The following is an 11,796-nucleotide window of genomic DNA, read 5'->3' on the forward strand; positions in this document are numbered from 1 at the left end:
GAGCGAGACGGGTCCCATGGCCAAAAACTACATTCTTCGCCGGCGGACTCAGGAACGTATCGACGAACGCGTTGAGCGGCTGCTGAACAGACTGGGCAATCCAGAGCCGCCGCTCAAACTTGAGCATGTCCGGGATGCACTCGACCTTGATCGGGCATACTTCCAAAAAGACGATCCATCGCTGATGGACGATGTCATCAGCATGTTGCGCGTCGCCGGGAAGCAGGTCTTGCGGCGACCAACTCTCTTCATAGATGCCGTCAAGAAATTCGATCTGCGCGCCTTCTACCTTCCGGATGAGAAACGGATCCTAATGGACAAGGATCTGCACAAGCTGAAATTCCGTTGGATTGAAGCACATGAAGTAGGTCACAGCCTCTTGCCCTGGCACGAAGGGGCCATGCTCGGCGACGACAAGCAAACGCTCCGGCCCAACTGCCATGAACAGATGGAAGCCGAGGCGAACTTCGCTGCTGCGCGTCTTCTATTCTTGCGCGATAGGTTCGCCATCGAAGCACGGGACTATGCGCCAAGTTTGGAGGCGGTGAAGGCACTCCAGCCCCGCTTTGACAACACACTCACCACGACGTTCTGGCGTTGTGTCGAAATCTGGGGCGCCTCGACGCCTATCATCGGTCTGGTCACCGGACACCCGCATCCAATCAAACGCGAAGCGGACTTCGACCCTAAAGAACCCTGTTCACACTTTGTGCAGTCGCCTGCGTTTGCAAGCGGCTTCAAAGGTTGCGATGAGATTGACGTCTTCAATATGGTTGTGGATTATTGTTCGGCGGCCAGGGGTGGTCGACTGGGGGGTGCCGATATCGTACTCCATGATGACAACGGCGATCCACATGTCTTCACCTTTGAAACCGTGAAATGGGGATATGCGCTAACCCTCGGCGTTTACCGAGGTCCGCACCGATCAGTGATCGCAATCTAGCATATTCTAAGAGCCGTCTGACAATGCCTGCCAAGCTCTCTGAAATGCTTGCGCTTCAAGGGTTGGCGCTGCTTGTCAATGACGGCCAATTGCTGCTGCGAGATCATGCTTCATAGTAATTGTCCTCATCAAAAGGGCATTCACCCCGAAGCATGACCGCTCCGCGTTTCACCGAATTTTCTTCGGTGCCGAACACCTCCACAGAGTGCCGGCACCGGGTACAAGTGATGATGAGACCCGGAACCGCGCCATAGTCACCATCCAGTTCCTCTTCTGAGACATCGATTTTCACTCGCATGTGCCAACCCTATTGCGATTCACGCCGGGAGAATGGGATCACCGACCCTCCTGCAGGTGCACCTGTCTCACGCGAAGCGTCCGTCTTGAGAGCCAATGACACCACGTCGCCTGTTTTCTTGCTGAACCAACCAGACGGAAGGCCGACGAGGTTCTCAATATCGCCTGGATGCATCGTGAACTCGACCGAAAGCAGGTCGTCCTTACTGCGGGTGCCGGAATCCACGATAAGGCAAAGAGCGTCATGCAACATACGTGGCTTTGGAACAGCCCACTCCTTGTCCATCGGCTCTTGTCGGTTCCAGCCTTTGGCGGAATAGGTCTTATAGAACTGCGTGGCATGATCCTGCGGGATGATTTCTAGATCCACCAACCGCTTGATCTGGGCCTTCACAGAAACGCGCCAACGTTCTTTTAGGGACAGCAACCCTGCAAGGGAGTAGTTCGGGACCTCCGGCACATAAGTCGTCTGCGGCATAAGAAACGCGCTTGCGAAACGGAATGCCTGGCGCTCGATCTCTGGAAGATCATCGCGCAATGCTTTTGCGCTGACATTCCGGTGCAGCACTGCATGACCCAGTTCATGAGCGGCGTCCATCTGACGACGGGGGAGATTCATCTTGTCTGATGCGAGCAAGATGTGAGGACGGTCCTCGGACTTGGACCAGCTGCAGACGCCGTCGAGTTTGGACGTTCCCATTTCGATGGAGCCGACGACACAGCCGATCTTTTCAAGGACCGCTACGACATTTGTGCAAGGGCCTTCGCCCAATTGCCAGTGGGACCGCAGTTCGCCGGCGATGTCCTCGATGTCTTCGTCCCGAAGCTGACTGTAGCTGGAGCCACCCAGAACGTCTGGAATGTCGAGTTCGGGGAAATCAACATAGTGCTGCAAGACGTGGCTGATCTCATGTAGCCAGCTCACCTGAGAAGTTTGATACTCGCGGTCGCGCTTCAGCGTGCTGACCAGTTTTCGATAGAACATCGGTCGCGGGCTATCGAAGACCGGACGGAGAAAAAACTCTCGCCGGACCCGCAGGGCCTTCGCCAATTCTGTCAGAGCATCAGCTTCCGGCGCCTGTTTGCCGGTTTCCCAACGGGAAACCGAACTAGGGCTGACTCCCAGCATCAAGGCCAACTCTTTCATGCTTTGAACGCGCCGGGCGGCGCGCGCCTCAACGAGACGTTCCGGCACGAAGCCGGGTGTTCCCACTCGCATTTTTCCCTCCTCTGGTGCCGGTGGCACCCTTTACGCTTTGCCATCCTGTTCGTCATCCACAGATGGAGCCTCGGGGGGAACAAAAAGCTTCATCGTGCGCTTCAGGCGGACAGCACCGCTGGCAGGCAATGCGGGAGGAGTCGAAAACGGCGAGCTGGGTTCCGACACATCCCCGTCATCCGCGAGGTACTGGTCGATCCGTTCGTAGAAAAGGTATTGCTCATAATCGGAGTCAATGAGCCCGATGGCCAACTCCTTAATCTTGCCGGCTTGTTCAGGGTCGCGAGCGAAGAGAAACAAAATGCAGATGTCCCCGATCTGAGGGGCAGTACCATCAAAATCGAAGTGAGGAGACAGCTTGTAGTTCAGTGTCACACCGGCCTTCCGCGACTTGTTCTTGACCGGAAGCTTGCTGGGTTCCGGCATTGCCGCGAGGCCAAGGATGAAGCCTTGCCCTTCATGCTCGAAACGCATGAACGGTTGGAAAACCTTGAAGTCCGAACCGGGGATAATGCCGCCGTCGAGCAGTGCGCCGCCATGAAGTTCACAGACCTCCTGAAACCCCTTTTCCATCATGTGGAAACGCGACATTCCCTCAAGGCGCCGTGCACGACGTGTATCCAGACCAGAGTGATCCTGAATCATTCGATGAGCTTTAAGGGCTTCTCCGCGCAGGCGGTCCTCAAGATCAATGATCAGGCCGCGATAGATCGCGACCGGGAAACGGGTTTTGACAAAATCCCCCATGACTGCTCCGATTCTTTGGGGTTGCGTTTTGCGGGAAATGTGGCTCAAAAATTGCGTTAAGTCAATTGCGAGCAGCCGGCTTTGTTCATCTTATCGTCCTGGACATCCCGAGCTAGTGCCTCGCTTTGACCAAGTGCCGACCGGTCCAAGGCTGGCCGAGTGGCCTAGGACTGGATCCTCTCGAGGTTCATCCTGAAGACGAGGCCGGCGATAGGTTATTGTTTCACATGCCACTGCCGCGTGTCCCTCGACTGTTCCCCTACCTTCCTTCGTGGCCACCGCACTTCTCCCTTTGTCTGAGTTGCATGACATGCTGGTCGCAGCTGTCGTCCCGTCCACAAAGGTTGCCGCCGATCCTTTTCCCCTGTCCCTGCGGGCCATTACGCGCGGAACAAAAAGACCGGCGCCTGCCCCTCTCCGCTGCGCTTCGCCTTCGGTGTGGCCGGGCCTTGGCCAGCTGCAAGGTGACCATCATTGCAACGCAAACAAGGAAAAGAGCAATGACCACGAACTGCATCAAATTCACCAGCGCCGACATCGAAACAGCCAAGGGCGTCGGCTCCATCTCGACCCTGACCTTCGACCTCGACATCACGGTCGAACCCGTCGCGAGCACCAACCCGATGGCTCCCACGCACCGCGTCCTCGGCCGCTCCCCGCGCGGCAAGCTGGTCGAGTGCGGCGGCATCTGGAAGAAGCAGAACAAGGAGACCGGCGCCGACTACTACACGCTGACCATCCGCGACCACGGCTTCAACGCCAACCTCGGCAAGGCCGCGAACCAGGACGATCTGTCCCTGCAGGCCGTCATCCCCTGGGGTCCCAAAGACGCCGCCTAAGCCACGGGCCAGACCGCTCCGGCGGTCTGGCTCTTTCTCGTTCCGGGGGAACTTGTCCTCGACTGGTGCACTATTGGTGTCCGAAGGATGCGGTATATTTCGGACGCGGACGCCGACGCGGATAGTCAGACTGGATAGTCAGAACGGATAGGTCGCCGACGCGGCTTCGATCTTTCTGTTCAGTGACAGCGCGGATCGCAGGAACCCCAGGCGGAACCGAATGTCAGCATAGAAAACTGGGAGCCTACTGTGCGAGGTAAGCGCACCCCTTCTCTCAGTCGAGCAACCCGTGCCTGGGTCGTCTTGGCGAAGCTCCCTGGGGCGGCGAACTCGCCCTGCGCCGCAGGCAACGAAATCGCAAATCATCGTCATGCATCCCGGGGCAACGTCTCACGTGAGGATCACCGCCGCGCGCCTTTCCGTCGACCTGTTGGCCTTTCAGATCGCTAGCCCGGGGTCGAGCGGTCTGCAACGCCGGGGGCAGGTTTCTGGACGGCTGACGCCTTGAGCGCTGCCGAGGCATCGCTCACAACAAACCTGCCCCCGGCGTGCTCCATTTCATTCCGCCCCGTGCCGGGTGCAGCCCGCTCTCATGCCCCCGGTCTTTTCCACGATCCGTCCAACGACGATCAACGGAAAGGATCACACCATGACACTCGAACAATCCATCGACCTCGCCGAACTGCAAGCCGACATGGCCTTCGAGGACTACCTCGCCGCCTTCGACGAAGACGCCCATCCCGAGACCCTCGACAGCCTCGAGACCGAGGCGCTGATCGCCCGCAGCCGCTACGACGACCTGCGTTCTCTGGGACTGGGTCACTGACCCAGATACCCCTGCGGGTCTTCGGATCCGCAGGGGTCTGACGTCGACTCTCAGAAGCATCGTGACGCTCGCAGACGGTGCGACCCGCGCCATCCAGCGCGGGCCATTTTCGTGTTCCTGGCGCCCGATCCGTGACCGGCTCGAGCGTTTGGTTTGCCTGTCGTCGTGTGCGTCATGAACACAAGTTTCGGAAGCTTTTTCGACCTGGTTGTCCTGCATCGATGAGGGCGGGACCCGTACCATTTCGCGCCGCGCCGCGGGGTCTTGATGGCGTCTATTTCCAGCAAAAAAACATGCTATGCAAAACGTAATATTGCGCAATGTGATGTATTGAAGTATAAGCGAAGGGGAGAAGGAAGACGTTGGCAGGATATGGCCAATGTTTGCACATTTTGTCCGAGGGGTCTGAAGATGCGCCGAGCCCGCAAAAACCTGAAGCTTGAAGAGCGCATCGAAGTCGCGCGGCGCTTTGCGGCGGGTGAAAGCGCGAAGGACTTGGCGGCAGCGTTCGGCATCTCTCCGCGCCACGTGAACCGGCTCGCGAAAGAGGAGGCGGGCGAGGGGATCACGGTGCGCGATCCGAGCGAGACGGTAGCGTTCCGGGCCAGTCGAACCGAACTGGAGGCCTTCGATGCGGAGTGGCGCGAGCGCGGCTATGCCAACCGGTCTCAGGCACTGAATGCAGTGCTGCGCGGACGGTGCGGAATCCTCGATGTCCCGCGCGATCTGGTCGCCGAATTCTGCGCGGCGTGGCGTCAGGCGAAGGACGTGAGCGACACCGGACTGTTTCTCGCCAAGGCGGTGCATCGCGGTCGGCTCGAGGTCTCTGAGGCGGACCGTGCGGTGCTGATCGAACTGCTCGATCTTGCGCAATCCATGAGCCGTGAGATGGGCCGGATGAAGGATGCGGCGCAGGCGCTGCGCCATCAGGAGTGGCCGCAAAAGGAAGAAGGGCAGGGGGCGGAGAGCGAGGTTCTGGAGGGCGGGCCGCGGGCGATCGACGGCGGTCTGAGGCTGGTTCGCAATGGCTGATCCCCTCGCCCTCTATACCTCGGTCATGGGGCGGCTCTGGGAGGATGGGCGCATCCGGGGCCAGGCCGCGGCGCGGATCGACGCGCGGCTGGCGGGGCGTCGGCAGGGTCGCAGTTTTGCGCGCGTCGGATCCATGTCAGCGCGCAATGCGCTGAAGGCTGCGTCGGGCCAGAGCCGCGCGGCGGTGTTCAAACGGATCCGGGCCGGGGGCTGCAAGACGCGCGCCTCGCTTGGGGCGCAGATCTCCTACATCAACGACAAGGCGGTCTTTACCTACTCGACGATGACCAATGCGCTGACCGATGCGGCGGTGCTTTCTGAGGATCAGAAAGAGGACATCATCGAGGATTGGGCCGGGACCTGGCGCGGCTCGACCAAGCTCGGCTTCACCTCGCACATGCTGCTCTCGTTCCCGACCGACGTGACGGTCGACCAGGTGCGCGACATCGCGATGGACTGGACAGAGCATTTCTTCGAAAGCGGCGAATATGGCGACCAGTGGGATTATGTGCTCGCGGTCCATGACGACCGGGCGCACAAGCACGCCCACATCATCCTGAACAACCGCGGCGTTGAGAAGGGCACCTGGTTCTCATGCTGGGCCGAGGGCGTGATGTCGCCGCAGCTGATGCGCGAGAAGCAGGCCGAGATCGCGGAACGCTATGGTGTCATGCTCGACGCCACCACACGGCTCGAGCGCGGCATTTTCGAGAAACCCGCTGGGATCGAGGAGATCTACCGCGCCAAGGAAGAGGCCCGCCTGCCGCGCGAGATCGTCATGACGGCCCAGGAATCTGCCATCGCGCAGGCCCAGGTGGTGGGCTTCGCCAAGGACTACACGAACCTCGTCGACCTGCTGGACCGGATGGACCAGCGCCACATGGCGCGTGCCGTGCGCGGCATGGCGGACGGGCTTGGCTCGGGCACGCCGTGGAATTTCACCGAAGGAGAGATAGACATGAAGGACATCAAGACCGTCGGTGACGCGATCGACTATTCCGAGCGCACGATCGAGGCGCTGCGGCTCAAGGCCGAGGAACTGGACCCGACCGAGCGGGCCGCTTTTGAAGCCAAGGCCGCGCCGATCATCGCGGATCTCTCGCAGATGGTGCCGGATCCGGACCTGCGCGCGCGCTTTGGCAAGCAGCTCGAAGAACCCTATCCGCCGGGGGCGGGCAGCGATGTGCTGATCGCCGCGCTTCAGTCCGACAATGACGAAGGGCTGCGCGACGTTCTCGAGCGCGCCGAGGAGGCAGGCATGGACAGTGAGGATCTGGTGGCTCGGATTGCTGCGGGCGGCACGCGGAACTACGGCATGGCACAGGACTGGGTCGAGCGGGACATGAACGCGGTGCTGGCCAAGGACGGTCTCAGCGTCGAGACGGCCAATGATGACAAACTGGATGCAGCCCTAGAAAAGGTCGACAGCGTGATGGACGCGCTGATGGAACGCGCCAAGGAAATGGGCGTCGAGATCGACCGGACCCTCGCGGACGAGGAGGAGGCGACGTTGCCCCTCATCGACGAGGATGACCGGACGCCCAATCCCTACCTGCAGGACCTCGCCGACATGTTGCGGGACGGCAAGCTTACCGAGGAACAGGAAGAGGTGGTCGAGCGGACCCTGCAATCCGAGCTCTTCAAGGAACTGGGCGAAGAAGGCTTGGCCGAACTTCGCCGCGGCAACTACGAGGTGCTGGACGCGGCCCTGCCGAGCAAGCTCGACCAGATCACCGTCACGCAGGAATTCCTCGAAATGACCTTCGAGGAAACGGGCGACCAGGTCTTCACCGACCGCGCCGCCGGGTTGCAGCAGGACAAGGCGACCGAGGTCGCGCGGTTGCGCAGCCAGCAGGAGGCGCAGGAGCTGGGTCGCGATCTTGGCCGCGACCGCGGTCTCGATGACGAGATGGAATTCTGAGGGGGATGACCACCATGACCAAGACACTTCCCCTCTGGGCAGCACTTCTCTTCGGTGTGATCTGCGGTACCGTCATCGGCACCATCGTCGCAGCCTTCTACCTGACCCTGGCCCTGAAAACCGGCTTTGGCAGCTTCGACATGTTGACGCTCTGGAAGGCGAGCGCGGGCACACGCGCGGCGCACCCCGAGGCCTTCAAGGTCGGGTTTGGCGCTGTCGGCTTCGGGGCCATCGGCCTCGGCGCTCTGGCGCTGGCCTGGACGTGGAAGAAGGAGCGCGACGATTACGGCTCGGCCCATTGGCAGACAAAGGCGGAGCTGAAGAAGAACGACATGCTGCAGGCACCGGGCAAAGGTTTCGTCTGTGGCAAGCTCGGCGCGCCGACCTCCAAGGCCGAGTTCATCTCCTCGACCACCATCCCTCATGTGATGATGGTGGCCCCGACCCGCGCGGGTAAGGGGGTGGGTTTCGTGATCCCGAACCTTCTGAGCTTCGCGGGCTCGGTCGTGGTGCTCGACGTGAAGGGCGAGAACTTCGAGAAGGCCGCGCGTCTCCGGGCACTCAACGGTGACGAGGTCTATCGCTTCAGCCCGTTTGACTGGGCCAATGCCACGCATCGCTACAACCCGCTCGCCCGGATCGCCAAGGCTCCGAGCTTCGCGCAGCGGTTCACCGAGGTCTCGATCCTCGCCGACCTCTTCCTCGACAAGGATAACAAACAACTCGACACTTTCTCCGAGGCCGGCAAGTCGATCTTTGTCGCCGCCTGCCTGCTGGCGATCCAGCGCGGCACCCCGAACCTCGGCGAGGTGAACAGGATCGTTGCGGGCGGAGAGTACAAGAACGCCCAGTACAAGACCTATGCCGACGAGGCCGAGGAGGACATCCTGCGCGAGCTCTGGACCAATGCCTCGAGCGCCTCGTCGCGGCTGCTGACCTCGAACATCCAGGCGCTGATGACCGCCGGCCTCAAGCAATGGGACAACCCGGCGGTGCGCTCCGCCACCGAGGCGAGTGATTTCGATTTCTCGACCTTCCGCAAGACCCCGCAGTCGCTCTACATCGCGGTCTCCGAGGATCACATCGCGACGCTGGCGCCGCTCCTGCGCCTGATGTTCGCCGATCTCATCGCCTCGATCCGATTGAATGAACCCGGCCCGGACGAGCCGTGGCCCGTCATGATGATGATCGACGAATTCCAGCAAATGGGGGCAATGCCCTATCTCGAACGCGCGATCCATTCTCTGGCGAGCTATGGCGGCCGGGTCGCGATGATCGCGCAGTCGCTTGCCTCGCTCGATCGGATTTACGGACCCGAGGGCCGCGAAAGCCTCGAGAACGGGGCAGGGCTGAAGCTCTACATCACGCCGCGGGACCAGCGGACGGTGAAAGAAGTTTCCGCCGCCGTTGGTAGCACCACTCGCGAGGCGGTGACCCGGATGTACGGTCGCAACAAGGGCTTCTTAGGGGCGACTTCGACCTCAGCGCGTCTGGAAGAGCGGCCATTGCTTTCCGAGACCGAAGCGCGCCTCATGGATCCCGACGAGGTCATCATCCTCGCCTCGCCCCAGCATCCGATCAAGGCGAGCCGGATCAAGTATTACGACGATCCGTTCTTCAAGGAGATGCTGGCCCGCCAGGAGGGCAAGCCCTTCCCCTATCCGCCAAGCGTGCATGGTGTGGGGCCTTGGGGAGGCGATGCTGGTGATGAGGCCGGCGCAGACGAGCAGGCGAAACCAGCCGAGCGCGCGCCTGTCCGGGATAGATCGCAGCGGCGCGAGGCGCGGGCGATGAGCGTGATGGCGTTGGAGGTCGGGCGCGGGCAGCCCGAGCCCGAGACGCTCGAGCGGGAAGCTGCGGTGCCGAAGGAATGGGAGGCGGCGCTCGACCGGCAGGAGGATTTCATCGAGGAGTTGTTGGGTGGATGACCGAAGCTATCGTGCAAGCGGCTTTGGTTGATCTTCTGTGTTGCGTGAAGCGGATGACTCATTGCAGCCTCCGGTAGCGGCAAGGCCATAGTAAAGCGTACCTGCTAATGACTTCTCCACAGCCGCTGTCTGGCAGAGTTGCTCAACAAACAAAAAGTCTTTCACCCGGTTAAGCAGTCCGAAGCTCACATATCGCGCAAGAGCAAAACAGGAGTCGACAAGTAGAGCTTGGAAATGCGGGCCGTTGAGTTCACCAACAGCGAGGTGGGCGAAGTGTCTATGCTACTTGCATTGCCCACCCAAATCCTTCCCGACCAGGAGATCGGCAATGGTACTGCCGACGGTGTTTATGACACCGGCATGTGCCACGATGCCATCGCTGCTAAGAGAGCCGCCACAGTCTTGTTATCTCGCAGGAGCATCGCGCCCTGGAAGCCGGACACCCCTCGGGCTGGCGCGTTCAACGAATGCCCTCCGCACATCAAGGCGTTTAGGGCGCACGACTTGGACACGAATAAGCGGTTACCAACGCAGAAACCGGGAAGAGATTAAAATGCAATGTGTGACAAAGCTAGGCCAGTAGCTGACTGTACTGGATTTGGATTGCAAGGTCACAGAGTTCAGAATGTTTGTTGCTGTCATGTAGGCCTGCGATGCGCTCGGTCTACGTGTCGTTGAATTCGTTGGATATGCCGGTTCAGGGAAGAGGAGCCTCAGCCATCATCCGACTTTAAGCAACCGCACACCTCAAAAAAACATGATCAGTATTCATCAAGCAAGCACGTTAGGCCACACCAACATGCTGCAGACTATTCAGCGGGAAACAGAAGTTTTGCAATAGTATTGTCCAAAAGCTGTGTCTGCACGTTATCAGTTAGTTTGCCATTGGACTGAAAAATGCTGCCTGCTGTGCCCAGGCGAATATTCTGAGAAATAACATTTGCGCCGAGAGTGAGAAACAGCTGTTGAAGAGCGGGATGGCCGCGAACAGACCCCACACCGCGTGAAGAAGCACCGCATATCGCGACTGGCTTGTTGTTAAATGCCGTGCCGCCTAGGCCATCTTCCAGAATAAGCCAAGAAATCAGGTTGCGAAGCACAGACGAATAAGCACCGGTATATTCATCCGAACCGATAATAAAGCCATCTTGTATTCGCAGTAAGTCGCGGAACTTTATGACTTGATGCGGCATCTCGGGCCGTGAGGCATTCGCACCATCAATATTCGGCGCATCAAAATCCATAAGATTAACAAATGTCATTTCAACTTTGCCCGGTTGATGCGATTGACTCAGATCAGCCACGGCCTGCACCAACTTGGAATTGATTGAATCCTTTCGACTGCTCCCTGAAAAGGCCAGTAATTTCATCATATCACATCTCCAACATTCTTAAGCCCGCAACCTAGTGGGGGGCAAGATCGACAATTTTGGACCCAACCAGACTTGTTCATTTACCGAACAAGAATTGAATCGCCTCAACGCTCCCAAGTTGTCCGGTCCACCGTCCATGACATCCTTGCGTCTCTAGAGGTACTTGACACCGAAACGTGCTCATGTAAAGAACAATGTACGATATTCGATCAACGTTCGGTAAGCGAACAGATTTGCATGAGGAGATGCGCTGATGGTAGACCCTGAAGAAGTATCGGCTAAACAGCCGACATGGCCCGCTAAAGATGGAGCAACGCGTGTTCCGTATTGGGTTTTTCAGCGCCAAGATGTTCTGGAAGCAGAAAATAAGAAGATTTTTCAGGGCCCTGTTTGGAATTTCCTGTGCCTTGAGGCCGAGCTCGTAGAGGCAGGAGATTTTGTTGCCGTCTTTGCTGGTGAGACTCCTGTCATTGTGACGCGTGACAAAGATGGCCAAATCTACGCATTCGAAAATCGTTGCGCGCATCGTGGTTCATTGTTGGCTCTAGGGTCAGGACCCATTGATTTCCGTCTAGCGGCGTGATTCACGGTTCGAAAAACGAGCGGTGAACATGTCTGATCTTTTCTGGTTGAGCGATGCGCAGATGGCGCGTTTGAAGCCCTATTTTCCA

General features: G+C 59.2%; 11 protein-coding genes. 7 read left to right on the forward strand and 4 right to left on the reverse strand.

Annotated features, from left to right (window positions below):
- Nucleotides 1–16: 16 nt before the first annotated feature.
- Nucleotides 17–943: an ImmA/IrrE family metallo-endopeptidase gene (locus PRI8871_RS18945; protein ID WP_009574257.1), complete on the forward strand. Its 927-nt coding sequence runs from the start codon at nt 17–19 to the stop codon at nt 941–943.
- A 103-nt stretch (nt 944–1,046) separates the two neighbouring features.
- Here the strand turns inward: PRI8871_RS18945 and PRI8871_RS18950 are convergent, their stop codons facing one another.
- Genes PRI8871_RS18950 through PRI8871_RS18960 form a run of 3 tightly spaced genes read right to left on the reverse strand, consistent with a single transcriptional unit; the run spans nt 1,047 to nt 3,206 of the window.
- Nucleotides 1,047–1,241: a hypothetical protein gene (locus PRI8871_RS18950; RefSeq protein ID WP_009574256.1), complete on the reverse strand. Its 195-nt coding sequence runs from the start codon at nt 1,239–1,241 to the stop codon at nt 1,047–1,049.
- A gap of 9 nt (nt 1,242–1,250) precedes the next feature.
- The gene (locus PRI8871_RS18955) at nt 1,251–2,459 is read right to left on the reverse strand and encodes an XRE family transcriptional regulator (RefSeq protein WP_108887760.1); all 1,209 of its coding nucleotides are present in this window, start codon (nt 2,457–2,459) and stop codon (nt 1,251–1,253) included.
- Nucleotides 2,460–2,489: 30 nt separating this feature from the next.
- Nucleotides 2,490–3,206, reverse strand: a complete 717-nt coding sequence (locus PRI8871_RS18960; protein ID WP_009574254.1) for a hypothetical protein — start codon at nt 3,204–3,206, stop codon at nt 2,490–2,492.
- Nucleotides 3,207–3,706: 500 nt separating this feature from the next.
- Here PRI8871_RS18960 and PRI8871_RS18970 point away from each other — a divergent pair, with 500 nt between their 5' ends.
- The 5 genes from PRI8871_RS18970 (at nt 3,707) to PRI8871_RS18985 (ending at nt 9,752) form a co-directional block, all read left to right on the forward strand.
- Nucleotides 3,707–4,045, forward strand: coding sequence for a DUF736 domain-containing protein (locus PRI8871_RS18970; RefSeq protein WP_017470241.1), 339 nt, complete (start codon nt 3,707–3,709; stop codon nt 4,043–4,045).
- 649 nt (nt 4,046–4,694) lie between these two features.
- Complete coding sequence (locus PRI8871_RS19740) at nt 4,695–4,871, forward strand: hypothetical protein (protein ID WP_232616948.1); 177 nt, start codon at nt 4,695–4,697, stop codon at nt 4,869–4,871.
- A 411-nt stretch (nt 4,872–5,282) separates the two neighbouring features.
- Nucleotides 5,283–5,903 (forward strand): helix-turn-helix domain-containing protein, encoded by a 621-nt coding sequence (locus PRI8871_RS18975; RefSeq protein WP_108887762.1) that lies wholly within the window; start codon nt 5,283–5,285, stop codon nt 5,901–5,903.
- Nucleotides 5,896–7,824 carry a relaxase/mobilization nuclease domain-containing protein gene (locus PRI8871_RS18980; protein WP_108887763.1) on the forward strand — a complete coding sequence of 643 codons (1,929 nt, stop codon included), beginning with the start codon at nt 5,896–5,898 and terminating at the stop codon, nt 7,822–7,824. Before PRI8871_RS18975 ends, PRI8871_RS18980 begins: the two co-directional genes overlap by 8 nt.
- Before the next feature lie 14 nt (nt 7,825–7,838).
- Nucleotides 7,839–9,752, forward strand: coding sequence for a type IV secretory system conjugative DNA transfer family protein (locus tag PRI8871_RS18985; RefSeq protein ID WP_108887769.1), 1,914 nt, complete (start codon nt 7,839–7,841; stop codon nt 9,750–9,752).
- 809 nt (nt 9,753–10,561) lie between these two features.
- Here PRI8871_RS18985 and PRI8871_RS18995 read toward each other — a convergent pair.
- Entirely contained in the window at nt 10,562–11,125 is a 564-nt protein-coding gene (locus PRI8871_RS18995) for an NADPH-dependent FMN reductase (protein ID WP_108887764.1), read from the reverse strand.
- Between the two features lie 253 nt (nt 11,126–11,378).
- On the opposite strand from PRI8871_RS18995, the gene PRI8871_RS19000 reads away from it, so the two are divergent.
- A complete protein-coding gene (locus PRI8871_RS19000; RefSeq protein ID WP_108887765.1) occupies nt 11,379–11,708 on the forward strand; it encodes a Rieske 2Fe-2S domain-containing protein in 330 nt (109 codons plus the stop codon).
- Nucleotides 11,709–11,796: the final 88 nt, after the last annotated feature.

The organism is Pseudoprimorskyibacter insulae (assembly GCF_900302505.1).
GTDB classification, from domain to species: Bacteria; Pseudomonadota; Alphaproteobacteria; order Rhodobacterales; family Rhodobacteraceae; genus Pseudoprimorskyibacter; species Pseudoprimorskyibacter insulae.

Coding starts and splice junctions, on each gene's coding strand:
- PRI8871_RS18985 (WP_108887769.1), top strand. CDS start 7,839: ATGACCAAGACACTTCCCCTCTGGGCAGCACTTCTCTTCGGTGTGATC.
- PRI8871_RS18945 (WP_009574257.1), top strand. CDS start 17: ATGGCCAAAAACTACATTCTTCGCCGGCGGACTCAGGAACGTATCGAC.
- PRI8871_RS18955 (WP_108887760.1), bottom strand. CDS start 2,459: ATGCGAGTGGGAACACCCGGCTTCGTGCCGGAACGTCTCGTTGAGGCG.
- PRI8871_RS18950 (WP_009574256.1), bottom strand. CDS start 1,241: ATGCGAGTGAAAATCGATGTCTCAGAAGAGGAACTGGATGGTGACTAT.
- PRI8871_RS18995 (WP_108887764.1), bottom strand. CDS start 11,125: ATGATGAAATTACTGGCCTTTTCAGGGAGCAGTCGAAAGGATTCAATC.
- PRI8871_RS18975 (WP_108887762.1), top strand. CDS start 5,283: ATGCGCCGAGCCCGCAAAAACCTGAAGCTTGAAGAGCGCATCGAAGTC.
- PRI8871_RS18980 (WP_108887763.1), top strand. CDS start 5,896: ATGGCTGATCCCCTCGCCCTCTATACCTCGGTCATGGGGCGGCTCTGG.
- PRI8871_RS18970 (WP_017470241.1), top strand. CDS start 3,707: ATGACCACGAACTGCATCAAATTCACCAGCGCCGACATCGAAACAGCC.
- PRI8871_RS19740 (WP_232616948.1), top strand. CDS start 4,695: ATGACACTCGAACAATCCATCGACCTCGCCGAACTGCAAGCCGACATG.
- PRI8871_RS18960 (WP_009574254.1), bottom strand. CDS start 3,206: ATGGGGGATTTTGTCAAAACCCGTTTCCCGGTCGCGATCTATCGCGGC.
- PRI8871_RS19000 (WP_108887765.1), top strand. CDS start 11,379: ATGGTAGACCCTGAAGAAGTATCGGCTAAACAGCCGACATGGCCCGCT.